This window comes from Streptomyces sp. NPDC050548 (assembly GCF_044457385.1).
Lineage (GTDB): Bacteria > Actinomycetota > Actinomycetes > Streptomycetales > Streptomycetaceae > Streptomyces.
In genome coordinates this window covers 534,883-558,396 of sequence record NZ_JBITGV010000001.1, presented here as the reverse complement: position 1 = coordinate 558,396, position 23,514 = coordinate 534,883, and the positions used below count along the sequence as shown (strand labels likewise).

Here is a 23,514-nt window from a genome sequence, read left to right as displayed (position 1 = left end):
ACCCGCGAAGTACGGAACTAGCGACGCGGACGCCGGCACCTGGGACCGCCCTGCAGGGGCCTATGGGTGTGTGACTGCCGAGTGGCCGCACCCCCATGTCGGTCGGCCCTATCGTTCGGCCGCGGAGGACGTGACCGCGGACGCGAAGTCCGGCAGAACGCCCATCTGCGCGAACATGGCGGTCATACCGATATGACAGTTGAACTCCTGGATCTTGCTGTCGCGCACGTACCAGAAATCCGCGGTCGGGATGTCGAGCTTGGCCCCCGTCGGCTGGATCACCCCTGCGGGCGTCTCGAACGGTCCGAGGAAGGTGCCCTGGATCGACAACTCGATCGCGACGACGTCCCCGAGCACGTTGACCCGGTGCAGTTCCCGGTGGACGTCCGGAAGCAGCCTGCCCATCCAGGCGACCACGTCGCCCAGTCACTCACCGCGGTAGCTCTCCCGGGGAGTCACACCGCCGATGCCGGTGAACACGCCGAACAGGCCGGCGAACCCCTGGACGTCCAGCACGTCACCCTCCGCCAAGTGGTACGCGCGGCGAACGAGCACTTCGGTTCCGGTTGTCACAGTCATCTCCCATCCGGGCATCGATCGGGATGAGTCCCAGGCTCACCTCCCGGGACGGTGAGAGGCCATCACCGGATTCCGGTGATTCTCCAACGACTTCGCCGATCGCCCCGCCACCCACGGTCACGGTCGGCGCTACTCCAAGCACACGGCCGACCCCAGCACGCCGAGCCCGGCTCCCAGGCCCTCGGGACCGTGCCTCGCGCTCAGCGGGCCGGCAACACGCGATGGGCGAGATCGTCGATGCGCTGCAGTACCAGAACCGGCCGATATGCAGCGTGCGGCTGCGGCGTGGGTGCCGGTCAAGGCTGGGGGAGGTCGGCGTGGTCGGGGGTGGCGGCCCAGTCGGCGAGGCGTTTCAGGCTGTCATGGGAGGGGGTGCCGGGCTCGGCGGTGTGGGCGGTGAGGGTCAGGCCGGGGTCGGCGGGCAGGGGCATGGCCTCGTAGGTGAGGTTGAGGGTGCCGACCGCCGGGTGGTGGAAGGTTTTGGTGCCGCTGTGGTGCAGGCGTACGTCGTGGGCGGCCCACAGGACACGGAATTCCTCGCTGTGGGTGGACAGCTCGCCGATCAGGTCGGTCAGGTCACGGTTGTAGGGGTCACGGCCCGCCTCGGCGCGCAGGATGGCAACGGTGGTGTGGGCGCTGGCGTAGAACTCCGCGGCGCCCGGGGTGAGGAAGAGGAACCGGGCGAAGTTGGCCGGGCGGGCGCCACCGGCGAGGACCGGGGCGTACAGGGCGCGTCCGAGGCGGTTGGTGGCCAGGACGTCCAGACGGCCGTTGAAGATGACGGCGGGGGCCTGGGTCATGGCGTCGAGCAGGCGCTGAAGCGCGGGGCGCAGAGGTTGTTGGGGCCGGCTCCGGCGTGATGCGCGGCGGGCGGCGGGGTGCGCGGTGCGGGCCAGGTTGCGCAGGTGGGTGTGTTCGGCCTCGTCGAGCCGGAGGGTGCGGGCGACAGCGTCGAGGACGGTGTCAGAGGCACCCTGGAGGCTGCCGCGTTCCAGCCGGGCGTAGTACTCGACGCTGATCCCGGCCAGCAGGGCGACCTCCGCGCGGCGCAGGCCCGGCACCCGCCGGTGCCCGCCCACGGCCGGAAACCCTGCCTCTTCGGGGGTGATCTTCGCCCGTCGGGCGCTGAGGAACTCACGGATTTCGCTGTGCTGGTCCACGGCGTCAAGGCTACGGCGGTGCTGGGGGCCGATCACCCGCTGAGGGGTGTACTGCCAGTACACGTAACAGGCGGTCCTTCCACACGCCGCTGAGCTGAGGTTCCATCGGCTGCGGCACCGGGCGGGGCCGCCCCGAATGTGTCATGGATGCTCCGGAGCGGCGCAAGGGCGCCCTGCACGGAAAGCGCGAAGACGCCGGTCACCACACGACCGCTTGCGGGAGGACGCACCATGCATACGCGCACACTCGGCCAGGGCCTGCAGGTCTCCGCCATCGGCGCTCCACGCCCTGCCGAACCCCGGCTGACCAGCCACATCGACCGTCCCGACAACCCGCACCGCCACACCGGTGAAGCGGAGCCCGGCGCCCATCCGACGCGAGAGCCGGACCCGCAACCTGCCCCAGCCCCGAAAAGACCGCACCACGCAAACGCAGAGTCCCCGTCAGCAAACCAACGAGGACTCATGAACGATCGAGGCTAACGATCTGCGAATTACAGGACCGATATGGTGCCCGCAGTATCCGAGATGATCACAGAAAGGCTTGACTATGACCGCTTCTGTTGAGGAAGTACGCAACCGTGAAATCGTCCGTCAGGTATACGAAGCATCTTTTAGCGGTGACGGGAACGCGTTCCGTGCGGCCATGCATGAGGACTTCGAGGAGAGTGTCCCCCCGACCCTGCCATGGGGCGGCGTGCATGATGCTGACGCTTTCTTCCGCGATGTGCTGCCCAAGTTCGCAGCGGCAGTCGACGTTGCGAGCATCCGTGTGGTCAGTTTGTCGGCCGATGGAGATCACGTCGCCGCGCTGCTGAGCGGACGATCGACTACGGGAGACGAGCTCTGGATTGCTGAACACTGGATCTTGCGCGATGAAAAATTGTGGCGGATGCGGAACTTCTACTTTGACACCACCCCACTTCTGAAATAGAGCATGCAAGTGGCCCAGTACTCCAGCCGCACTTCGCGATCTGACGGGGTGGTGGATGCGATGAGGTACTGCAGCAGGGGCGAGGCCGCCAGTTGGGCATGGTGTTGTGACGCATCATGAAGATCAGGCGGCCTCTGCCGTCAGCATAGATCCCCAACTGTTCCAGGAGCAGTTCGACGAGTTCGCGGCCGATCTCGCCCCGCTCTTCTCTCGCCGTGAGCCGAGGGCGCATGCCTTGGACTATCTGCGTGGCCTGGCCGTGAAGAGTTGGAGCAGGCGTCTGGATTTCTGGCACGGTAAGGGCGGTCTGGCGAAAGCAGGCGGGAGGCTCAGCATTGCCGTCGTCGGGCAGGACCGGGGCATGGTGGGTACAGCTGGCGAAGAGCGCGAGTGCCGCCATGGCGAGCGTGAGGTGGCGGCGCCGGGGGCGGTATCGCGCTTCACCTGATCAATAAAACTGCTCGAAGGGCCGTTGCGCCGGAGCGACCCAATCAATTGATTTAATCAACACGTAAGGAGACCGTCATGGGCGCAAGCGCATCTATTCAACCGACGAAAGTAACCTTCCCCAACCAGTATTCGAGCATGGCTGGAAATCTGTTCAGTCCCCCCAATATGGAGAAAACTAAAACATACCCGGCTTTGGTTGTTGTACATCCCTTTGGTGGCGTCAAAGAGCAGACAGCTGGAATTTACGCGAAAAAAATGGCCGACCGAGGGTATGTAACGCTGGCTTTTGACGCCAGCCACCAGGGCGAAAGTGGCGGATACCCTCGGGACACTGAGAACCCGGCGGAGCGCATGGAGGACATCCGCTGCGCCATTGACTACCTGGCGACCCTGCCTGCAGTGAATGAGGACCGCATCGGAATTCTCGGCATTTGCGCTGGAGGGTCGTACGCACTGGGGGTCGCACCTACCGAAATGCGAGCTAAAGCCATTGCTTCTGTAAGTCTTTGGGACCTTGGCGTGACAGCACGAGAAGGGTGGCCGTCGCCGCAGTACGACAGGACCACCGCCCTAGTGGAAATCGGAAGGCAACGCACCGCGGAAGCGCGTGGTGAAACTATCCGACGGGACGCGAGCTTCCTGAAAGAGATGCCGAAGGACCTGCCTCAGGTCATCGAGGAATCCTACGATTATTATAGGACTCCAAGGGCTCAGCATCCCAACTCTCGCAGCGTGTTCGTCTTTACGGATTACGCACGGCTCATGGATTTCAACTACTATTCGCAAATCGAACGTATCGCGCCGCGCCCCGTATTGTTCGTCGTCGGGACAGAAGCCGCCACGATTTTCATGAGCAACGCAGGATATGAAAAAGCGGCGCAACCGAAGGAGTGGTTTGAAGTTCCGGGAGCGACACATCATCGCCTGTACGACGATGAAGCTGCGGTAGAAAAGGCTGTCGCCAAACTTGAAGAGTTCTTTGGGCGTCACCTATAGCGTCGTCTGGTACAGGTTCGTAGCTGGCACGGGCTTGCAACGCCTAACGTCAATAGCAGGACTCTGTTGGTGATGTTGATTGAGTCATGCGGCCGCAGTGCATAGGTCGGCCTCGGGTACGTGAAGGCGGCCTGAAGCGGGCCCACTTGGCCCTCCGCGCTGGTCACTGATGGAGCCGATTCAGGCCGTCGCAGTCCGGGCTTCACAAACTGGGGCGTGCATCGGCATCCCGGACGTCACGACCGGAGAGCTGACCCACTTCATCGAACAATTCACCATCAAGGACGGCAAGGTCATCGAGCTTGGGCTGTTCTACAACAACGCCGGCGCCTTGGTCGACAAGCCCAAGGTCGTGTAGCGCACACTCAAACTCGCTGATCGCCTCCAGCGTCTCCTCACCCAGTAGTCGAACGCTCGGTGTGCTCGGAATTTCCGGGCTGTCCGGGGAGGGCGAGCGCGCACGCGAGGAACCCTCACCAAGCTGGGGTGGACCGCCGCGCGCTTCGTAGAGCGGCGCGATGCCCGGCGCGCCATGCAATGACCGATGACCCGACACATCGAGTCCGCCCGTTTATCGTCAGTCAGAAAGAAAGCGTCGTGAACAACACTCTCATTCCGTTCATCCGTGAGTTCGTGAAGGCGCCAACCGTTGTCGCATCGGTGATACCGAGCGGCAAAGCTCTCGCCCGGCAGATGGCATCACCGATTCCGTCAATGGGGCAACCGGTCGTCGTGGAACTTGGCTCCGGCACCGGTGGGTTCAGCCGGACGATTCAAGAGCGACTCGACGGGCGGGGGCGGCATATCGCCCTCGACGTCAATGAGCGTTTCACCGCCCTGTTGACCGAACGCTTCGCCGGCCTCGACGCGGTCACGGCGGATGCCCGTGACGTCTCCACCATCCTTGCCGAGCGCGGCCTCGGTCAGGCCGATGCCATCGTCAGCGGCCTGCCGTGGGCGTCGTTTCGGCACGAACGACAGCGTGAACTGCTCGACGCCGTCGTGGACGCCTTGTCACCACAGGGTGCCTTCACGACCTTCGCCTATGTCCATGCCCGCCGGTTCATCCCGGCTTGCCGGTTCCGCCGGTCATTGGCGGATCGGTTCGAGGAAGTCGTCCTCGGGCGGACCGTGTGGGCGAATCTGCCTCCGGCCCTGGTGTATCACTGCCGTCGTCCCAGAGACGACAACGAGACCACCGGACGGTCGGCGTACCGGGCCGCACCGCGCCGGCAGATCGATTCGGTGCCCGAGATGCCGGCGCCGTCGATCAGCACTGCTGGTGACGGTATCTAGTCCTGTCTAGTCCCGGACTTGTCACTCGTTCGTGAAGATCACGTGATCGGGGTCGGTCGTCGGGTGATCGTCCCGGACGCGCGATTCTCACTGCGCGTCCGATTGCGACGGGAACCAGTCGGCGATCATGCGCTGGGCCGCCACTAACGGGTGACCCGCGAAGTACGGGTCTAGCGGAGGCCGTAGCGCTCCGCGTACTCCGCGAGGCCGTCCTCCGTCGTGCCCGCCCAGCCGACGTACCCGTCGGGGCGGACCAGGAAGAGGCCCGTGCCGTACGTCTCGACGGCGGGGCCCTCCATGACGCGCACCGAATCACCGACGGCCGTCGGGGGCTTCGTGTCCAGGGCCAGCAGGGTCCAGTGCGGGCCGCGGAAGGTGTCGAAGAGGCGGACGCCGTCGATCGTGCGGTCCGGGGCGCGGTCGCCCGCCCGCAGGGCGTCCTCGGGCAGGTCCGTGCGGGTGTCCACGGCGAGTGAACGGTCCCGGTAACCGAGGGCGAGCTGCTGGGTGGCCTTGCCGCGTTCCAACTCCCCGCGGTGGACCTGGGTGGAGATGCCGAGCATGTCGGCGGCGTTGGGCAGCCGCTCCTCCTCGTAGGTGTCGAGCAGGGACTCGGGGGCGCCCTCGCGCAGCACCGCGCCGAGCTTCCAGCCGAGGTTGTAGGCGTCCTGGACGCTGGTGTTGAGGCCCTGTCCGCCGGCCGGTGAGTGGACGTGGGCCGCGTCCCCGGCGAGGAAGACCCGCCCGGCGCGGAAGCGGTCGGCGAGTGCGGCGCGCGGCCGGAAGTCGGAGGCCCAGCGGAGTTCGGTCACGTCCTCGGGGGCGAGGTGGGTGCGGGCGGCCACGGTCCCCCGGATGCCGTCGAGCGAGAGGTCGACGTCGGTGCCTTCCGGGAACTGGGCGATGACCTGGAAGTCCTCGGTGCCGGACAACGGGAAGACCGCGAGGAAGCCGGCGTCCCCGTGCGGCGGGAAGACGTGCACGCTGTCGCGGTCCAGACCGGTGATGCGGACGTCCGCGACCAGCATCGGGTGCGGGTCGACGGTCTCGCCGGTCATGCCGATGCCCAGGGTCCGGCGGACGGGCGAGCGACCGCCGTCGGCGGCCACGAGGTACCGGGCGCGGACCGTCGTACCGGAGGCGAACTCGACCGTCACACCCGTCTCGTCCTGGGTGAAGCCGGTGACCTCCCGTCCGAAGGCCACCGTCCCGCCCAGCTCCGTGAGCCGCGCGAACAGGATCTCCTGGGTGCGCCACTGCGGCACCATCCACGGGGTGCCGTACGGGGTGTCGGGGTCCGTCTCGGACGGCTCGAACATCCGGTGCTCGCCGACCTTCCGGCCGTCCTTCCAGACCGCCCCGGTCGGGTAGGCGCCGCCCTTCGCGAGGATCTCGTCGATCACGCCGAGGTCGTCGAAGACCTCCATCGTGCGCGGCTGGATGCCCTTGCCGCGCGAGCCGGGGAACAGTGCGTCCGCCTTCTCCACTACCAGCGCGGACACTCCGCGCCGGGCCAGGTCGATGCCGAGGGCGAGGCCGGTCGGGCCGGCGCCGACGATCAGCACATCCACCAGTACATCCACGTGTTCCGTCATGATCCCCATCTCCTTAACACTGTTAAATGACTACGGGTATCAGGGTGCCCTTAACGCCGTTAAGCTGTCAAGCTGTCAAGCGTGAGTACGGAACGACGCATCCCCCTCGACCGCAAACGGGTCGCGGACACCGCCCTGAAGGTGCTGAACGAGGGCGGCCTCGACGGGCTGTCCCTGAGAGCCATCGCCAAGGAGCTGGACGTCAAGGCGCCCGCCCTCTACTGGCACTTCAAGGACAAGCAGGCGCTGCTCGACGAGATGGCGACGGAGATGTACCGGCGGATGGTCGCCGACGCCCCGCTCGCGCGCGAGGACACCTGGCAGGAGCGGCTGCTGAAATCCAACCGGGGCCTGCGCTCCGCACTGCTCGGCTACCGCGACGGCGCCAAGGTCTTCAGCGGCTCACGCTTCACCGGCACCCTGCACGCCGTGCACATGGAGGACACCCTGCGGCTGTTCACGGAGGCCGGCTTCACCCTCGCCCAGGCGGTCCGCGCGACCTCGACGTCGTACCTCTACACGATCGGTTTCGTCAGCGAGGAGCAAGGCGTCCAGCCGCTGCCGGACGAGCGCCGCGAGGGCTACGACATGGACGAACGCGCCCGCCTGTTGGCCGACTTCCCCATGTCGGCCGCGGCGGGCGCGGAGATCTTCCAGGACTACGGCCGGCACTTCGAGGAGGGGCTCGACCTGGTGATCGCGGGCATCGAGGCCCGGTTCAGGAGCGGCTGAGGCCGTTGCGGATCGCGCGGGTCAGGATCGGTGGCAGCAGGTCGGCCGCGAAGCGGCGGGTCCGGGTCGCGCCACGGCGGCGGGGCGAGGCCTTGCCCGGCGCGACCTCTTCCGCGCGGTGCGCGAACCGGGACGGCGGAAAAGGCGGGGCCTGCATGCCCTTCTTGGACTTCAGGCGGACGATGCGGTGCCCCGCGGCCTGCTGGATGCTGAGGTGGCAGTCCTCGCGCCCGCGCACCATCGCCAGCAGCTCGTCCTGGACCGGGCCCGGGTCCTCCCAGGTGCCGTAGAGCTTCTGGGTGCTCAGGCAGATCGGGCGCAGGCCCCTGGTGAGCACCGCCTCCCAGACGGCCACGGAGACACCGGGCGTGTGCTCCGAGCGGAAGTCGTCCAGGACCACGATCCCGCCCGGCAGCAGCGCCTCGCGGGCCGCGCCGATGTCGTCGCGGACGTGCTCGTACAGGTGCGAGGCGTCTATGTGGACGAAGCGGCAGCCGGCCGGGGCGATCTTGTCCGGCACGATGCTGCTGGGGCCCTTCAGGACCCGGGGCAGGGTGTCGTGGAAGGCGAGGTAGTTGTCCTCGAAGACCTGCTGGGTGAGCGCGCGGTACGACTTCGTGGACTCGGCCTGGTTGGCGTCGTCCAGGGCGTCGCCTTCGAAGAGGTCGCAGACGGTGAAGTTCTCGCCGTCCTGGCGGTGCCGGCCGAGACTGATCGCGCTCTTGCCCATGTACACCCCGACCTCCAGCAGATCGCCCCGCGTTCCCATGGCCTCCTGCCGGTCCAGGAACCATTCGAAGAGCACCTGGTCGAGAACGGGAAACCAGCCGGGAACGTCGTCGAGCCGGCGGGGCGGTCGTATCGTGCCTGGTACGAGGGTCATCGTGGAGAACGCTCCCTGGTGTGGACGGGCTCGCCTGTTTGAGCCCGCGCGGGACTCCTCGGCATCTGCCCATCGCCACCCGGCCAAACGGGCGCGGAGATGAATGACAGGCCAATTCCAGTGCGGCACCTGTGCGGAGGGGTCCGTCAGTTGCGCGGTGTCGACAGCAGCGAGCGCAGCTTCGGTGTCAGCCGGTTCTCGACGACGCGGTTCAGCGCGTAGGCCAACAGCAGCATCGTGAAGACGGTGAGCACGACGGTCGCGTACGACGGGATGCCCAGGTCTCGGTGGTAGGCCTTGATGACGACCCAGCCAAGGTGCTCGTGGACGAGATAGAAGGGGTACGTCAGCGCGCCCGCGACCGTCAGCCAGCGCCAGTTCGCCCAGCGCAGCCAGCCGAGGGCGATCGCGGCGACCGCGACATAGCCGAAGGTGACGACCAGGATGATGCCCCAGGCGGAGCGGTTGGAGAACGCCGTGTCGTTGGGCGCGTGCCACAGCCGGGCCACCGCGTAGTGCTGGCCGATCAGCCAGCTGACGGCGACGATGCCCCAGGCGTAGGCGTCCTTGCGGTCGCGGTGCACGAGGTAGAGGCCGACGCCGCCGATGAAGTACGGCGCGTACTCGGGCATCAGGATGATGTCCAGCAGCGGCGACTTGGCGCCCTGGGTGATCGCCGCGGCCAGCGTCCAGCCGGCGCAGAACATGATCACGCGCCGCCGGTTCGCGCCGGGCAGTACGACGCACAGGGCGAACAGGGCGTAGAAGCGGATCTCCGCCCACAGCGTCCAGCACACGCCGAGCACCCGGTCGACGCCCAACGGCATCTGCAGCATGGTCAGGTTGACCAGGACGTCGCTGGGCGCGGCGGCCTTGTACGCCACCATCGGCAGCGCGAAGACGCCCGTGATGATGAGGATCGCCGCCCAGTACGCGGGCAGCAGCCGGGAGGCGCGGGAGGCGAAGAAGGAGCGCAGCGGGCGGCCCCAGCCGCTCATGCAGATGACGAAGCCGCTGATCACGAAGAACACCTGCACACCGAGGCAGCCGTACGAGAACAGCGAGTGCAGGGTGGGGAACTGGTGTCTCGGCGAAGTGCCCCACGCCTGGACGACCTCGCCGTCACGGCCGCCGTAGTGGTAGGCCGCCACCATCAGCGCGGCGACCAGGCGCAGTCCGTCGAGGGCGCGGAGGCGGGTCTCCCGGCGCCTGGGCGGCTGCGGCGGCTCGGCCGGGGGCAGCTCCTCGGCGGCCGGCGGCAGGACGGCGCGGACCACGGTGCCCGTCGGGTTCTCCCGGGTGTCCGCGGGCGTGTCGATCACAGGTTTCCCCTCGATGGGACTTGGCTCGGTCTCAGCACACTAGAACGACATCCGGCCGGGTTTGCGCTCTCGCCGCGACCCTTCGTCACCCCGTCCGCGTCCGTTCACCCAGGTTTCGCCTGCGCGTACCCAACCTTGTGGGGCCACCGCAACAGCTCACGTGTAAAGGCGGCGGGCCGGCCCCTGGGGAGCCGGCCCGCCGGTGCCTCGTACGCCCCGCGTCAGCGGCTCACGCCCCGCTTCAGCAGCCGGGCCCGCCGGGCCACCCGGCGGACGGTCGCGTTGCGCGGGATGAACGCGAGCTGGGCCGGTACCGCGCCGGGCAGCGCCAGCGAGGTGAGGCGCTTGCGCTTGAAGTAGCGCCAGCTGTGCGCGTTGAGCCGCCGGGTCAGATAGGCCTCGGCGGCCGGGCGCAGGTTCGGGTAGATCTTCGGCTGCATCGCGTAACCGACGGCCCGTACCAGCTCGTTGAGCACCGCCACGGCCATGCCCTCGCGCTGCTCGGTGACCGCCGCCTTGTCGGTCAGCTCGGGCACCAGCGCGTCGACGATCGTCACCGGCACCCGGTTGCTGTTCTCGTACGGCGTCAGCCGGTCCAGCAGCGTCGACGTGCCGATGCGGGCGACCGGCAGGCCGTAGAGCGCGCTCGCGGTGAGCAGCGCCGTGGAGAAGCAGCCGACGACCAGGACCGGCCGCAGCCGCTGGTAGAGGACCTCGGCGAGGACCGGGGTGTCGAGGACCGTGAGGTCGGCGCCGAGCCTCTCCGCCTCCTGCTCCAGCGCGCGCGACCAGCGGGCCGGTGCCGAGGGGTGCGGCTTGAACACCACACGCGTGTGGCCGAGTTGGACCACGCCCTTGAGCATCCGGACGTGCAGGTCCTCTTCCTCCTCGGCGGTGAGGATGTCGAGCGCGGAGAGGTACTGGCCCAGGAGCAGGGCCGGTTCGTCCGGGAGCGGCGGCAACTCGTCGGCGGTGTCGCCGAGTTCGGCCAGCACCTTGACGAAGGCGTCGGTCGGGACGATCTCCGGCTCGACGCCGAACTCGGTGAGCAGCAGCGGGGTGAGGCCCGGTACGAGGTCCAGGTGGAGCAGCCGGTCCACCCGGGTCCCGACCAGCGGGTCGATCTTGTTGCGGGTCGGGCCGTAGCTCATCAGGCCGTCGGCGTAGACGGTGACGGGGGCGCCGGTGAAGATCTGGCAGACGCCGAGCGCCGGGTTGACCTGGATCGACTCGACGACCAACTCCACCTCGTCGTCGCCGAGGTTCCACAGGAGCCGCAGATGGCGCTCCCACAGCGGGACGTCGTCGAGCCGGGGGGCCCAACCGCCGGGGTGGAAGGGGGAGATGGTCTCGTTCCACGACAGCACGTCGTCGAAGCGTTCCCGCAGCCGCTCGAAACCGGGGGCCTCGTCGAAGCCGGGCGTGGTCTCGGGGGTCGCCGCGTTGTTGCAGACCAGGAGGATGCGCCGGTCGGCGGGGCGGAAGCAGTCGGAGTCGAGGGCGGCGGCCAGGGTGGCGTTGCCGTACAGCGTCGACGCCAGGAAGATCTGGGTCCTCACGCGGCGGCCCCCGCGGCGGCGGGACGGCGGCGCAGCCGGCGCAGCCTCGTCGCGCGCTGGATGTCCATGGAGTCGAGCGCCTCGTCCACCACGTCCTGTGGCATGCGTCGCAGGGCGACGGCGCTCATCGACTTCAGTTTTCTCGCCACCGCCGGCTCGAACCTTTCGATGGATCCCAGATGATGGGAAATGATTGCGCAATATGTACGGACGGCCTTGGGGAGCAGTTTGTCCGCGTCCCGGTCCTGTGCGGTTTCCTCGATGACCTGGTCGAAAGCGCGAATGAAATCGAGCTGACGGACATCCCCGATCTGGGTCAGGGAGGAGGCGACCCCGCGCCGGTAGAAGACGCCGAGCAGGCTCACCGCGGCGAACGATTCCGCCTCCCGGTGCAGCTTCCAGATCCACGGCCGGTCCTCGGCCGTGCGCAGCCCGTCGGTGAAGTGGAGCAGTCCGCGGTCGACCAGCCGGCGGTGGTAGATGCCCGCCCAGGCGTACGCGTAGTCGACGGAGGTGGACCGGTCGGCGGGCAGGATCGCCTCGCGCGGATTCATCACGACGCCGCGTCTGCCGTGCGGCATCCGCTGGATGGTGCGGGCCCGCGCGGTGCACTGGACATGGTCCGTGCGCACGAAGTCGCAGCCCAACTCCTCGATGGCGTCCACCAGTTGGGGGAAGTATCCGGGGGCGAGCCAGTCGTCGCCGTCGAGGAACGTCAGATACTCCCCCCGGGCCTTGTCGATCCCGGTGTTGCGCGCGGTCGCCAGTCCTCCGTTCTTCTCGTGTCTGACATGCACCGCGCCTGGCAACTCGCGCTCCGCGCGCGCGAGAATGTCGGGTGTCCCGTCGCGCGAGCAGTCGTCGACGAGAATGAATTCGAAGTCCGCGCGCGCGTTCGCCCGCAGGCTCCTGAGGGTGTCGGGCGCGTATTGCTGCACGTTGTAGAACGGCACGATGACGGAGAGCTTGACCACGGGAGTGACATTAGGCGGCGGCCCGTCATCCGTCTTTACTGTCACCTTGATTTTGGGTGAACGACACGTGGCGAACCTGTGTACCGGGTTTTTTCGAGGCCCGTTCCTGTGCCGGTTCGCTATTCGGCGTTGTGCTGTTAACCGTTTGTTGCCCTCGGGTTGGGCCGAGCAACGGAATGGCTTCCTAGCGTCTTCGGTGTGCCAGCAAGTGCAACGCAGACCCTGCGAGTCGCCGTCCTCGCGGATTCCGACACCCGGTGGAAATGGGGTTCGCTCACCGCGAATCGCATCGCTCCGCCGAATTCGGACATCTCTTTGGACGGATACCTCCTGCGGGGTCGTGCCACCCCAACAGCCCGCCAGCTGAAGGAAGTCGGCGTCACCGCGGACTCCCTCCGCGAGGTGACCGCCGTCGAGTTCCTGCGCGCCATGGAGCGAGGCCCCGAGGATCAGTACGACATCCTCGTCCTCTCCCTCGTGGGCGGCGGGGTCCAGGCGATGCTGCACGGTCTGGCACGGGTCTGGCACGGGCGCACCGAGCGGCCCGTCGTCGTCACCGGCTATGTCGGAGTCGTCTACGAGAAGCTCGCGGACGGCCTGCTGCTGCGGCACGGCGCGGACCTCGTCCTCGCCAACTCCCGCCAGGACGCGGACCGTTTCCGCGAGGTCTACGACGGGGTCGGCGCCGACTCCTCCGCGGTGACCGAGGTCGCCCTGCCGTTCCTCGGCGGGGACACCTACACCGGCGAACACGACCCGTACACCGTCGTCTTCGCCGTACAGCCCTCGGTGCCCGACAACCGCCGGGACCGCGACTACCTGCTCAACCGGGCGATCCAGCACGCCCGTTTCCACCCGGACCGCGAGGTCCTCCTCAAGCTGCGCTCCAAGCCCGGCGAACACACCACGCACATCGAGGAGTTGCCCTACCAGAAGCTGGTCCAGGGCAAGGACCTGCCCGCCAACTTCAGCCTGGTGTACGGGCACATGGGCGAGGTGCTCGACCGCACCGACCTCCTGGTGACCATCAGCTCGACGGCCGCCCTGGAGTCCCTGCACCGCCGTATCCCCACCGTCGTGCTGACCGACCTCGGCATCCGCGAGGGACTCGGCAACCACCACTTCGTCGGCTCCGGATGCCTCGCCTCCTGGGAGCAACTGGACGCCGGGCACAAGCCGGTGCCGGACGCGGAGTGGGTCGCCCGGCAGGGAGTGCTGGCCGACGGATCGTACGAGACGGCCTTCGACGCGGCCCGGGAGCGCATCGCCAAGCTGCTGGCCGGCGGCGACATGCCCGCCCTGAAGCCGTACTACACACCCGAGACAGCCCCCGGCTATCTGCCCGGCATCCTCGCCCGCCACCACCTCGGCCCCGACGGCACCCCGCTGCCCGGCGCCCCCGCCGCCGACAAGGAGCCGGGGCCCGTCCGGCAGATCGTGCGCCGGGCCGCCCGCGGCGCCTACCGCCACGGCGTGCAGCGCGTGGCGCCCGTCATCCGCCGGATGGGGGAGCTGTGAACGCCGACAGTCCCGCTCAAGGAGTAGAGCCCATGTCCAACCCGCAAGCGGGCCAAGGCGTTTCGATGCGCCGGGTGCTCGCGGTGATCCCCGCACGCGGCGGCTCCAAGGGCGTCCCCGCCAAGAACCTCGCGCCCGTCGGCGGAGTACCGCTGGTGGCCCGCGCCGTCCGTGAGTGCCGCGCCTCGCGGCTGGTGACGGACGTGGTCGTCTCCACCGACGACCAGGCCATCGCCGCCGCCGCCCGCCAGGCCGGCGCCGAGGTCGTGCTGCGGCCCGCCGCGATCGCCGGCGACACGGCGACCTCCGAGGCCGCCGTCCTGCACGCCATGGACGCCCACGAGGCGCTGCACGGCGCGGCCGTGGACGTCGTCCTGCTCGTGCAGTGCACCAGCCCCTTCATCGTCCGCGAGGACGTCGACGGCATCGTGAACGCGATCGTCGCGAACGGCGCCGACACCGCGCACACCGTCGCCCCCTTCCACGGCTTCGTGTGGCGCGACGCGGACGACGAGGCCACCACGGTCGTCGAGCCGACGCGGACCGGTGAAGTGGGTGGCGGCACGAAGGTCGCCAACCCGCCCGTCACCAGCGGCGGTTACGGCGTCAACCACGACAAGTCCTTCCGCCCACGCCGCCAGGACCGCCCCCAGGACTTCCTGGAGACCGGCGCCGTCTACGGCATGGACGCGGCCGGCTTCCGCAAGGTCGGCCACCGCTTCTTCGGCCGCACGGAACTCGTACGGACCGACCCCGCAAGGGTGTTGGAGATCGACGACCCCCATGAGCTGGCGCGGGCAAGGGCGTTGGCCCCGCTGTTCGACGCGGACCGCCCCGGTTCGCTCCCGACCGCCGACGACATCGACGCGGTCGTACTCGACTTCGACGGCACCCAGACCGACGACAGGGTGCTGATCGATTCCGAAGGACGGGAGTTCGTCTCCGTGCACCGCGGCGACGGACTCGGCATCGCGGCCCTGCGCAAGACCGGGCTGAAGATGCTGATCCTGTCCTCGGAGCAGAACCCGGTCGTCGCCGCCCGGGCCCGGAAGCTCCAACTCCCGGTCCTGCACGGCATCGACCGGAAGGACCTCGCACTCAAGCAGTGGTGCGAGGAGCAGGGCATCGCGCCGGAGCGCGTGCTCTACGTCGGCAACGACGTCAACGACCTCCCGTGCTTCGCCCTCGTGGGCTGGCCCGTGGCGGTCGCGAGCGCCCACGACGTCGTACGCGGCGCCGCACGCGCGGTCACCACCGTGCCCGGTGGCGACGGCGCTGTCCGAGAGATCGCCAGCTGGATCCTCGGCCCCTCTCTCGATTCCCTCACCAAGTAAGGAAACCCGCTGTCATGAGCAACAACTCCCGTCTGCGCCAGTTCGGTTCGAAGACCGCAGGCCCCGGCCACCCCGTCTACGTCGTCGGCGAGATCGGCATCAACCACAACGGTGAGCTGGAGAACGCGTTCAAGCTGATCGACGCCGCCGCCGAAGCCGGCTGCGACGCCGTCAAGTTCCAGAAGCGCACCCCGGAGATCTGCACCCCGCGCGACCAGTGGGACATCGAGCGCGACACCCCCTGGGGCCGCATGACCTACATCGACTACCGCCACCGCGTGGAGTTCGGCGAGGACGAGTACCGCCAGATCGACGACTACGCCAAGTCCAAGAACATCGACTGGTTCGCCTCCCCGTGGGACACCGAGGCCGTCGCCTTCCTGGAGAAGTTCGACGTCCCCGCCCACAAGGTCGCCTCCGCGTCCCTCACGGACGACGAGCTGCTCCGCTCGCTCCGCGCCACCGGCCGCACGGTCATCCTCTCCACCGGCATGTCGACGCCGAAGCAGATCCGCCACGCGGTCGAGGTCCTCGGCTCGGACAACATCCTGATGTGCCACGCCACTTCGACCTACCCCGCGCAGGCCGAGGAGCTCAACCTCCGCGTCATCAACACCCTCCAGGCCGAGTACCCCAACGTCCCGATCGGCTACTCCGGCCACGAGACGGGCCTCCAGACCACCCTCGCCGCGGTCGCCCTGGGCGCCACCTTCGTCGAGCGCCACATCACCCTCGACCGCGCCATGTGGGGCTCCGACCAGGCCGCCTCCGTCGAGCCGCAGGGCCTGACCCGCCTCGTCCGCGACATCCGCACCATCGAGGCCTCCCTCGGCGACGGCGTCAAGAAGGTCTACGACTCGGAGCTGGGCCCGATGAAGAAGCTCCGCCGCGTCACCGGCGTGATCGCCGAGGCGGAGATCGCCGCGGCGGCGGGCGAGCCGGTCTCGGTCTGAGTCCGAGTCATCAAGAGCCAGCGCCAGCGTCACTTACGGTCACGGGACGGTCGTACGACAATGAGCCCCCACGCCGGCACGGCCGGCCTCACCCCCCACACTCTCGCGTTCGTGGAGAGTCCGGTACAGCTGCTGAACGTGCTGGAGTGGGCGCATCTGCGTGCGCCCCGAACCGAGGAGGCGTCCGGGGTGCCCGGCGGGGGGCTCACCCTCGTGGTCCTGTCCCCGACCGACCCGATGACCCGCGGCCAGCTGCGCCGCATGGCCGACCTCGCCCGCGACGAGGGCCACACCGTGCGCTGGGAGGAGGCCCGGGGCGGACCCGCGGCCCCCTTCCAGACCATCGGTGGCCTCACCCGACTCCTCCGCAAGGCGGACCGGATCGTCATGGGCGACCCGTTCTCGCGCTACGTACAACTCCTGCTCACCATCACCAGGGCACGCGACCTGGTGGTGGTCGACGACGGCACGGCCACGATGGAGTTCGTGGCCCAACTCGCCAGCGGCGAACGCCTGGTCCGCTGGCACCGCAAGGGCGGCCGACCGGGCCCCCGAGACCTGATCTTCGCCCCGGTGTCGTCCTCGGCCCGCCGCCGTTTGACCCCCAGCCCCCGCCGCACGGTGGAGATCTTCTCCTCCATGCCGATCGAGGAGACTCCCGAGGGCGTCACGATCACGGCGAACGAGTTCGCCTGGACCCGCGCCACCTTCGGCCCGCCCCGCATCACAAAGGGCGCCGACATGGTCGGCACGTCCCTCGTCGAAACGGGCGTGGTGGACGCCGACCGCTACGTCGAGGCGGTCACCGCCCTCGCCAAGACCCACGGCGCGACGCGGTACTTCGCGCATCGAAGGGAAAGCACCGAGAAGTTGCACCGGCTGGCGGTCGAAACGGGCCTGGAGATCGTCCGCCCGGATCTTCCGCTGGAGTTGATCGCCCGGCGGGGCCCCATCGGCCGTACGATCCTGAGTTTTCCCTCGACTGTGGTCCACACGCTGCCACTGGCCCTGGTGGGCACGGAGGTCCGCGTCGCGGTCTGCGACATCGACCCGGCTTGGCTGACGGAGAACGCCTCGCCTCGGGCGCAGGGGTTCCTGTCGGGGGTCACGGGGACGGCGAAGGATGTGCATCGGTTGTCGGCGGTTACGGCGGCGTAGGGGGAGGGGCGGGGATCAGGCCGCCTCGGGCCCGGTCCCCGGAGGCTCCGGGCCCTCGGCGAACAGATCCTCCGCCCGCTCGACCGTGCGGGAACGCTCCAACCAGGCGTCCATGCGGTCGAGATCGGTGCAGGTGGTGACGCGCTCGCGCACGCTGTCCGGTACTGGGATGCCGCGAGCCTCCAGCACGAAGAGGATTCCCTTGGCCTCGCCTGCGGCCCTGCCCTCAAAGTAGGCCGTCTCACGGACCGTTCCCCGGCCTGGGAAGTAGCTGACGAACGACATGATTTCCTTCCGCTGCATTCCGGCGGGGGTGCTACCCAGGTTGATTTCCAGGAACTCGGCGAAGTACCCGACCGTCTCGGGGTCCGTTTCCTGGAGTTCTTGGAGGACGGTGCCGATCGCCTCCAGTATGGCGCCGCACTCGGGGTTGCGGGCGTGGGCCACGGCGGAGAGGACGGCCAGGGCGAGCTTCTGTGCCACGGTCCTGGTGTCGGTGATCAACGGCAGGTTGTCCGGCCCGGCGACGAGCGGATAGATCCGCAGAGCCGTCCATTCGCTCGTGCCGCAATCGAAGGGACCGACCGCCCACTTGGCCGTGGCCCGGTCCTGGCAGACCACGAGAAGCAGCACGGGCAGGCGGTACTTGTCCTGGAGGTAGGCGATGTAGTACGCCCAACTCGCCGCTTTCGCCTCCTTCTTGTCCGACTGCGCCTCGATGGCGAGCAGGAAGTCCTCACCGTCGGACTGGCCGATGCGCAGGACCGTGTCCACGCGCCGTTCCAGCGGCCGGGTCTCCGTCACGTCCGTGGTGACGGCGTCCACGGTCGCCTTGGCGGATGCGGATAACGGGACCTCCAGAACCTTGAACACGGGTTCCAGGATCTCGGGCCGCAGCGGGAGCCGCCCGAAAGGGGCCTCCTAATCAGCCGCCTCCCCCGGCTTGTGAGCCACCACGAAAGCCCGCCCCAACCTCTGCGCTCCCCGTGGCTCCACCCGCACCTGCGCGTCCAGCGTCAGGCCCGCCCCCGTGAGGAAACCGGCCACCTCCGCCGGAGTCCGGAAGTAGTAGTCGAGCGAGATGTCCAGGCCGTAGCGCTCCGTCATGTGGATGTGTTCGCCGTCCGAGGCCTGGAAGGCGAGGAGGATCTGGCCGCCGGGGCGTAGGGCCCGTTGGAACTCCTTGAAGACGCCGGGCAGTTCGGTGTCCGGGATGTGGATCGTGGAGTAGAGGGCGATGATGCCGCCCAGTGTCGCGTCGGGTACGTCCAGGGAGGTCATCGAGCCGACCTCGAACCGGAGTCGGGGATGGGCCTCGCGGGCCAGTGCCACCATGTGCGGGGAGATGTCGATGCCGAAGGCCTGGAGGCCGAGGGCGTTCAGGCGGGCTGTCACATAGCCGGGGCCGCTGCCCACGTCGGCCACCGGTGCCGTGTCCGACGCCGTACGGACTAGGTCCGCGAAGGCGTTCAGCAGGGCGCTTTCGAGGGGGCCGTCGCCCAGGCCGTCCGGATGTTCGGCGCTGTACGCGGGCGCGATCGTGTCGTAGGAGGAGCGGGTGGCCTCTATGAAGTCCGCGGCGAGATCCGCGTTCGGGTCGGTCACGTCGGCGGACCCTACCAACGGCTCGCGGCTCAGGGATCTTCATCGCGCCAAGTGAAGCCGCCCAGTTCGCCGTGCCCGGGATCGTCGGGGCCGGACGCGGCGGTGCCCGGGGTGCCCGGCGCCCCGGTGTCCTCCGTCCGGCGGCGGATCAGCCACACCACCGTCGCCAGCGCCCATCCCGCAAGGATCATGATGACGAGTACGGCCAGGACCAGTCCCGCCGTGCCGAGGAAGCCGAATTTCGTCAACATCCAAGGGATCTGGTCCTCGCCGCAGCCGCATGCCTCCATCGGGGCCCCCAGGTGCCGTCACAGGACGAAGAGTGCCCAGGTCGGAGGCGTCGGCTGCGCTGCGTGTCCGTACTGTCGTGCGGCGGTGATGATTCCGGGATACGGACGGCGCACGCTGTGCAGGGTGGGGCGTGGTATCCCAGGAAGAGGGAAGAGCCTACCCATCTCCTCAAGCAGCTATGCGGCCGACGGTCAGATTTTCTTCGACTAACGGGTTGAACTTTTGTTGATCGAGGGTCAGTTGACCACCCGGGCGCCCTACCCTTCAGAGGGTGAAGCAATTGATGTCACCAGAGTCCGAGGAATCCGAGGCAGGGTCCGAGGCCGAATCCGTCGGGAATGTGCTTCCGGGCACCCTGCCGGAGGCCCTGCGGGCCGAACTCGTCGCGTTCCGCCGGGACTTGCACATGCACCCCGAGCTGGGCAATCAGGAGTTCCGGACCACCGCCGCGATCAAGGCCCGGCTGGAGCGGGCCGGTCTCGAACCGCGTGTGCTCGCCATCGGGACCGGTCTCGTCTGTGACATCGGGCCGCGCGAGAGCGGCGTACCCGTGCTCGCGCTGCGCGCCGACATCGACGCCCTGCCCATCCCGGACACGAAGCGTGACTGCGCGTACCGTTCCACCGTGCCCGACCGCGCCCACGCTTGCGGCCACGACGTGCACACGACCGTGGTGCTCGGTGCCGGTCTGGTCCTTGCCCGGCTGCACGAGCAGGGGCTGCTGCCCCGGCCGGTGCGGCTGCTCTTCCAGCCCGCCGAGGAGGTCCTCCCGGGCGGTGCCGCCGACGCCATCGAGTGCGGGGTGCTGGAGGGGGTCGGGCGGATCATCGCCGTGCACTGCGATCCCAAGGTGGACAGCGGGAAGATCGGGCTGCGGGTGGGGCCCATCACGTCCGCCTGCGACCGGCTGGAGGTTTCGCTCGACGGGCCCGGTGGGCACACCGCCCGGCCGCATCTCACCACCGACCTCGTCACCGCCGCGGCCCGGGTCGCCACCGACGTGCCCGCGCTCGTCGCCCGCCGTATGGACGCGCGGAGTGGGGTGTCCGTGACCTGGGGCAGGATCGAGTCCGGTCACGCCCCCAACGTCATCCCGCAGCACGCCGAACTGTCGGGCACCGTACGGTGTCTCGATCTCGACGCCTGGCGGCGGGCGCCCGACATCGTGCACGCGGCGATCGACGAGGTCGCCGGCCTGCACCGGGCCAAGACGGTGATCGACTACGTGCGCGGGGTTCCGCCCGTGGTCAATGACGCGCTGGTCACCGAGTTGCTGCGGGATGCCATGGTCGCCCGGCGCGGTCCCCTCTCCGTCGAGGACACCGAGCAGAGCCTGGGCGGCGAGGACTTCTCCTGGTATCTGGAGCACGTGCCCGGCGCCATGGCCCGGCTGGGCGTGCGCACCCCGGGGGAGCGGACCGTACGGGATCTCCACCAGGGCGACTTCGACGCCGACGAGTCCGCGATCACGGTCGGCGTGGAGATGTTCACCGCCGCCGCGCTGATCGACGCGGCTCTCTGAGAGGGACCTGAGAGGGACGGGGGACGTAGAGGCGCCCGTTCGGTACCCCTACGTCCCCTTGTGTCACCCGGGTGTAACCACCGGCGCGTGAACGTAACGCGGCGGCGGCACGATCCGGTAACGGCAAGGAGAAACCCCGTTCCCCTCCTCGTCTACGCGCGTTACTGTGCGCGGAAATCGCCACAGAGGCGGCGCGTTGGGGAAGCGGTCCGGTGACGGTGCCGTGAGGACGAAGGAGTGCTTGCTGTGCGTCATACATCTCGGAGGACGAAGTTCTCCCAAGCCGCGGTGGCCGTCACTGTCATCGCCCTTGCGGCTACCGCCTGTGGTAGCTCCAGCAAGGATGCCAACAAGGCCAGCGACAGTTCGTCGTCCTCGACCGGCAAGTACACCGGCAAGGGCATCGGCCTCGCCTACGACGTCGGCGGCAAGGGCGACCAGTCCTTCAACGACGCGGCCTACGCCGGTTTCCAGAAGGCCGAGAAGGAGTTCAACCTCACCGGCCGCGACATCGAGCCGCAGGACGGCGAGTCCGACGCGGACAAGGTGCAGCGCCTGGAGAGCCTCGCCACGGCCGGCTACAACCCGGTGATCGGTGTCGGCTTCGCCTACGCGCCCGCCGTCAAGGAGGCCGCCGCGAAGTTCCCGAACATCACGTTCGGCATCATCGACGACGAGCAGGACAAGGCCGCCAACGTGGCCGACCTCGTCTTCCACGAGGAGCAGTCCTCGTACCTGGCGGGCGTCGCCGCGGCCAAGGCGACCAAGAAGAACCACATCGGCTTCATCGGCGGCGTCGACGTCCCGCTGATCCACAAGTTCGAAGCCGGGTTCGACCAGGGCGCCAAGTCCGTCAACCCCAGCATCAAGATCGAGTCGCAGTACCTGACGCAGACCGCTGCCGAGGGCGGCTTCTCCAGCCCCGACAAGGGCAAGGACGCGGCCAGCGGCCAGATCGAGGCGGGCGCGGACGTCATCTACGCCGCCGCCGGTCTCTCCGGCCAGGGTGTCATCTCCGAGGCCTCCGCCAAGGGTGTGTGGGCCATCGGGGTGGACTCCGACCAGTACGAGCAGAAGGCGCTCGCCAAGTACAAGGACTCGATCCTGGGTTCGGCGCTGAAGAACGTCGGCGGCGCGGTCTACGACCTGGTGAAGTCCGTGTACGAGGGCAAGCCGAAGACCGGCGTGATCCGCTACGGCCTCGACAACGACGGCGTCGGCTTCTCCGACACCAACCCGAAGTACAAGGCCATGACCGCCGCCGTCGCCGCGGTGGACAAGGCCAAGCAGGACATCATCGACGGCAAGGTCACGGTCGCCACCACGACCAAGTGAGGGTGACACCGCCCTTCTGACGCCGACACCGGGGAGCCCCGGGACCGAAACGGTCCCGGGGCTCCCCGTGTTCTCCGTGTCCGCCATCCGGGTGGTTGGCGTTTGGCAAAGGTTCAAAACGGTCGGATAACGCTCTGGCAAGTTGGGGTTCTCCACCATGTCTACGCGCGTTACTCTGCGACGGAACCAGCGCCTGGTTGGGGCGCTTGCACGAAGGAGTCTCGTTCCATGCGCCGGGTGTCCCGTATCGCCGTTGCAGGCGTTGCAACCGCAGCTCTTGCCGTCACCGTCTCCGCCTGTGGCAGCTCGTCCAGCTCGTCCACCAGCAGCAGTAGCAGCAGCGGTACCTCCAAGGGTATTGGCCTCGCCTACGACGTCGGCGGCAAGGGCGACCAGTCCTTCAACGACGCCGCGTACGCGGGCTTCACCAAGGCCGAGAAGGACTTCGGCGTCAGCGGCCGGGACGTGGAGCCGCAGGACGGCGAGTCCGACGCGGACAAGGTGCAGCGCCTGGAGACGCTGGCCCGCTCCGGCTACAACCCGGTGATCGGCGTCGGCTTCGCCTACGCGCCCGCCGTCAAGGAAGCCGCCGCGAAGTTCCCGAAGATCACCTTCGGCATCATCGACGACAACACCATCGTCGCCGACAACGTCGCCGACATGGTCTTCCACGAGGAGCAGTCCTCCTACCTGGCCGGCGTCACCGCCGCGCTCACCACGAAGACCAACACCGTCGGCTTCGTCGGTGGCGTGGACGTCCCGCTGATCCACAAGTTTGAGGCCGGCTTCGCCCAAGGTGTCGCGGACACCAAGAAGGGCGTGAAGGTCAAGGCGCAGTACCTGACCCAGACCGCGGCCGAGGGCGGCTTCTCCAGCCCCGACAAGGGCGAGAGCGCGGCCGAGGGCCAGATCGAGGCGGGCGCGGACGTCGTCTACGCCGCCGCGGGTCTCTCCGGCCAGGGCGTCATCAAGGCCGCCGCCGCGCACAAGGTGTGGGCGATCGGCGTCGACTCCGACCAGTACAACCAGAAGGCGCTGGCCGCCTACAAGCCGTACATCCTCACCTCGGCGCTGAAGAACGTCGACGGTGCGGTCTACGACCTCGCCAAGTCCGTCATCAAGGACAAGAAGCCGCTCAACGGCGAGATCCGCGGCTCGCTGAGCAACGGCGGCGTCGGCCTGGCCGACTCCAACCCGACCTTCAAGAACAACGCCACCCTCCAGGCCGCCCTCAAGAAGGCCGAGGCCGGCATCAAGGACGGCTCGATCACGGTCAAGACCTCTTGATCCCGAGCCCATTCGGGCCGTAAGGACCATG

At 68.3% G+C, this 23,514-nt stretch carries 24 protein-coding genes; 13 read left to right on the top strand and 11 right to left on the bottom strand.

The features are described from left to right. Positions 1 to 108 precede the first annotated feature (108 nt). From ACIBJH_RS02640 to ACIBJH_RS02630, 3 genes are all read right to left on the bottom strand, one after another. Positions 109 to 405 carry an ester cyclase gene (locus tag ACIBJH_RS02640; RefSeq protein WP_399115020.1) on the bottom strand — a complete coding sequence of 99 codons (297 nt, stop codon included), beginning with the start codon at positions 403 to 405 and terminating at the stop codon, positions 109 to 111. Between the two features lie 21 nt (positions 406 to 426). After that, complete coding sequence (locus ACIBJH_RS02635) at positions 427 to 573, bottom strand: hypothetical protein (RefSeq protein WP_399115019.1); 147 nt, start codon at positions 571 to 573, stop codon at positions 427 to 429. A gap of 302 nt (positions 574 to 875) precedes the next feature. After that, on the bottom strand, positions 876 to 1,739 hold the full coding sequence (locus ACIBJH_RS02630; RefSeq protein WP_399115018.1) for a helix-turn-helix transcriptional regulator: 864 nt from the start codon (positions 1,737 to 1,739) through the stop codon (positions 876 to 878). 550 nt (positions 1,740 to 2,289) lie between these two features. Here ACIBJH_RS02630 and ACIBJH_RS02625 point away from each other — a divergent pair. The 5 genes from ACIBJH_RS02625 to ACIBJH_RS02605 all read left to right on the top strand — a co-directional run bounded on the left by ACIBJH_RS02625 (position 2,290) and on the right by ACIBJH_RS02605 (position 5,415). Further along, the gene (locus tag ACIBJH_RS02625; protein WP_399115017.1) at positions 2,290 to 2,673 is read left to right on the top strand and encodes a nuclear transport factor 2 family protein; all 384 of its coding nucleotides are present in this window, start codon (positions 2,290 to 2,292) and stop codon (positions 2,671 to 2,673) included. A 106-nt stretch (positions 2,674 to 2,779) separates the two neighbouring features. Further along, a complete protein-coding gene (locus ACIBJH_RS02620; RefSeq protein ID WP_399115016.1) occupies positions 2,780 to 3,121 on the top strand; it encodes a hypothetical protein in 342 nt (113 codons plus the stop codon). A 77-nt stretch (positions 3,122 to 3,198) separates the two neighbouring features. Further along, positions 3,199 to 4,119, top strand: a complete 921-nt coding sequence (locus ACIBJH_RS02615; protein WP_399115015.1) for an alpha/beta hydrolase — start codon at positions 3,199 to 3,201, stop codon at positions 4,117 to 4,119. A gap of 169 nt (positions 4,120 to 4,288) precedes the next feature. Then, entirely contained in the window at positions 4,289 to 4,477 is a 189-nt protein-coding gene (locus tag ACIBJH_RS02610) for a hypothetical protein (protein ID WP_399115014.1), read from the top strand. Between the two features lie 239 nt (positions 4,478 to 4,716). Then, a complete protein-coding gene (locus ACIBJH_RS02605) occupies positions 4,717 to 5,415 on the top strand; it encodes a class I SAM-dependent methyltransferase (protein ID WP_399115013.1) in 699 nt (232 codons plus the stop codon). Positions 5,416 to 5,585: 170 nt separating this feature from the next. On the opposite strand, the gene ACIBJH_RS02600 is transcribed toward ACIBJH_RS02605, so the two are convergent. Continuing rightward, complete coding sequence (locus ACIBJH_RS02600; RefSeq protein WP_399115012.1) at positions 5,586 to 7,010, bottom strand: FAD-dependent oxidoreductase; 1,425 nt, start codon at positions 7,008 to 7,010, stop codon at positions 5,586 to 5,588. A gap of 81 nt (positions 7,011 to 7,091) precedes the next feature. Between ACIBJH_RS02600 and ACIBJH_RS02595 the strand changes: the two genes are divergently transcribed. After that, on the top strand, positions 7,092 to 7,742 hold the full coding sequence (locus ACIBJH_RS02595; protein WP_399115011.1) for a TetR/AcrR family transcriptional regulator C-terminal domain-containing protein: 651 nt from the start codon (positions 7,092 to 7,094) through the stop codon (positions 7,740 to 7,742). Here the strand turns inward: ACIBJH_RS02595 and ACIBJH_RS02590 are convergent. The 4 genes from ACIBJH_RS02590 to ACIBJH_RS02575 all read right to left on the bottom strand — a co-directional run bounded on the left by ACIBJH_RS02590 (position 7,729) and on the right by ACIBJH_RS02575 (position 12,480). Then, on the bottom strand, positions 7,729 to 8,625 hold the full coding sequence (locus tag ACIBJH_RS02590; protein ID WP_399115010.1) for a class I SAM-dependent methyltransferase: 897 nt from the start codon (positions 8,623 to 8,625) through the stop codon (positions 7,729 to 7,731). The genes ACIBJH_RS02595 and ACIBJH_RS02590 overlap by 14 nt on opposite strands. A 146-nt stretch (positions 8,626 to 8,771) precedes the next feature. Continuing rightward, positions 8,772 to 9,947, bottom strand: a complete 1,176-nt coding sequence (locus ACIBJH_RS02585) for an acyltransferase family protein (RefSeq protein ID WP_399115009.1) — start codon at positions 9,945 to 9,947, stop codon at positions 8,772 to 8,774. Between the two features lie 221 nt (positions 9,948 to 10,168). After that, on the bottom strand, positions 10,169 to 11,506 hold the full coding sequence (locus ACIBJH_RS02580; protein ID WP_399115008.1) for a polysialyltransferase family glycosyltransferase: 1,338 nt from the start codon (positions 11,504 to 11,506) through the stop codon (positions 10,169 to 10,171). Further along, a complete protein-coding gene (locus tag ACIBJH_RS02575; RefSeq protein ID WP_399115007.1) occupies positions 11,503 to 12,480 on the bottom strand; it encodes a glycosyltransferase family 2 protein in 978 nt (325 codons plus the stop codon). The genes ACIBJH_RS02580 and ACIBJH_RS02575 overlap by 4 nt, the downstream gene beginning before the upstream one ends. A gap of 198 nt (positions 12,481 to 12,678) precedes the next feature. Between ACIBJH_RS02575 and ACIBJH_RS02570 the strand changes: the two genes are divergently transcribed. From ACIBJH_RS02570 to ACIBJH_RS02555, 4 genes are read left to right on the top strand one after another with little or no spacing between them, the layout of a single operon-like run. Further along, positions 12,679 to 13,998, top strand: a complete 1,320-nt coding sequence (locus ACIBJH_RS02570; protein ID WP_399115006.1) for a DUF6716 putative glycosyltransferase — start codon at positions 12,679 to 12,681, stop codon at positions 13,996 to 13,998. 32 nt (positions 13,999 to 14,030) lie between these two features. Continuing rightward, on the top strand, positions 14,031 to 15,332 hold the full coding sequence (locus ACIBJH_RS02565) for a cytidylyltransferase domain-containing protein (protein ID WP_399115005.1): 1,302 nt from the start codon (positions 14,031 to 14,033) through the stop codon (positions 15,330 to 15,332). 14 nt (positions 15,333 to 15,346) lie between these two features. Then, positions 15,347 to 16,285: an N-acetylneuraminate synthase family protein gene (locus ACIBJH_RS02560; RefSeq protein WP_399115004.1), complete on the top strand. Its 939-nt coding sequence runs from the start codon at positions 15,347 to 15,349 to the stop codon at positions 16,283 to 16,285. 60 nt (positions 16,286 to 16,345) lie between these two features. Further along, a complete protein-coding gene (locus ACIBJH_RS02555; protein ID WP_399115003.1) occupies positions 16,346 to 17,443 on the top strand; it encodes a hypothetical protein in 1,098 nt (365 codons plus the stop codon). 15 nt (positions 17,444 to 17,458) lie between these two features. Here ACIBJH_RS02555 and ACIBJH_RS02550 read toward each other — a convergent pair whose 3' ends face one another. From ACIBJH_RS02550 to ACIBJH_RS02540, 3 genes are read right to left on the bottom strand one after another with little or no spacing between them, the layout of a single operon-like run. After that, a complete protein-coding gene (locus ACIBJH_RS02550; RefSeq protein WP_399115002.1) occupies positions 17,459 to 18,316 on the bottom strand; it encodes a hypothetical protein in 858 nt (285 codons plus the stop codon). Positions 18,317 to 18,364: 48 nt separating this feature from the next. Continuing rightward, on the bottom strand, positions 18,365 to 19,048 hold the full coding sequence (locus ACIBJH_RS02545) for a class I SAM-dependent methyltransferase (protein WP_399115001.1): 684 nt from the start codon (positions 19,046 to 19,048) through the stop codon (positions 18,365 to 18,367). Positions 19,049 to 19,077: 29 nt separating this feature from the next. After that, positions 19,078 to 19,299, bottom strand: coding sequence for a hypothetical protein (locus ACIBJH_RS02540; RefSeq protein WP_399115000.1), 222 nt, complete (start codon positions 19,297 to 19,299; stop codon positions 19,078 to 19,080). A 323-nt stretch (positions 19,300 to 19,622) separates the two neighbouring features. Here ACIBJH_RS02540 and ACIBJH_RS02535 point away from each other — a divergent pair, with 323 nt between their 5' ends. The 3 genes from ACIBJH_RS02535 to ACIBJH_RS02525 all read left to right on the top strand — a co-directional run bounded on the left by ACIBJH_RS02535 (position 19,623) and on the right by ACIBJH_RS02525 (position 23,483). After that, on the top strand, positions 19,623 to 20,861 hold the full coding sequence (locus tag ACIBJH_RS02535; protein ID WP_399115582.1) for a M20 family metallopeptidase: 1,239 nt from the start codon (positions 19,623 to 19,625) through the stop codon (positions 20,859 to 20,861). Positions 20,862 to 21,149: 288 nt separating this feature from the next. Beyond that, entirely contained in the window at positions 21,150 to 22,196 is a 1,047-nt protein-coding gene (locus ACIBJH_RS02530; protein WP_399114999.1) for a BMP family protein, read from the top strand. A gap of 228 nt (positions 22,197 to 22,424) precedes the next feature. After that, positions 22,425 to 23,483, top strand: coding sequence for a BMP family protein (locus ACIBJH_RS02525; RefSeq protein WP_399114998.1), 1,059 nt, complete (start codon positions 22,425 to 22,427; stop codon positions 23,481 to 23,483). Positions 23,484 to 23,514 lie beyond the last annotated feature (31 nt).

Bases quoted from the DNA above. Each gene is read 5' to 3' on its own strand.
- ACIBJH_RS02615 (WP_399115015.1), top strand. From the start codon at position 3,199: ATGGGCGCAAGCGCATCTATTCAACCGACGAAAGTAACCTTCCCCAAC.
- ACIBJH_RS02600 (WP_399115012.1), bottom strand. From the start codon at position 7,010: ATGACGGAACACGTGGATGTACTGGTGGATGTGCTGATCGTCGGCGCC.
- ACIBJH_RS02540 (WP_399115000.1), bottom strand. From the start codon at position 19,299: ATGTTGACGAAATTCGGCTTCCTCGGCACGGCGGGACTGGTCCTGGCC.
- ACIBJH_RS02555 (WP_399115003.1), top strand. From the start codon at position 16,346: ATGAGCCCCCACGCCGGCACGGCCGGCCTCACCCCCCACACTCTCGCG.
- ACIBJH_RS02640 (WP_399115020.1), bottom strand. From the start codon at position 405: ATGGGCAGGCTGCTTCCGGACGTCCACCGGGAACTGCACCGGGTCAAC.
- ACIBJH_RS02525 (WP_399114998.1), top strand. From the start codon at position 22,425: ATGCGCCGGGTGTCCCGTATCGCCGTTGCAGGCGTTGCAACCGCAGCT.
- ACIBJH_RS02610 (WP_399115014.1), top strand. From the start codon at position 4,289: ATGGAGCCGATTCAGGCCGTCGCAGTCCGGGCTTCACAAACTGGGGCG.
- ACIBJH_RS02565 (WP_399115005.1), top strand. From the start codon at position 14,031: ATGTCCAACCCGCAAGCGGGCCAAGGCGTTTCGATGCGCCGGGTGCTC.
- ACIBJH_RS02535 (WP_399115582.1), top strand. From the start codon at position 19,623: ATGTCACCAGAGTCCGAGGAATCCGAGGCAGGGTCCGAGGCCGAATCC.
- ACIBJH_RS02625 (WP_399115017.1), top strand. From the start codon at position 2,290: ATGACCGCTTCTGTTGAGGAAGTACGCAACCGTGAAATCGTCCGTCAG.
- ACIBJH_RS02560 (WP_399115004.1), top strand. From the start codon at position 15,347: ATGAGCAACAACTCCCGTCTGCGCCAGTTCGGTTCGAAGACCGCAGGC.
- ACIBJH_RS02590 (WP_399115010.1), bottom strand. From the start codon at position 8,625: ATGACCCTCGTACCAGGCACGATACGACCGCCCCGCCGGCTCGACGAC.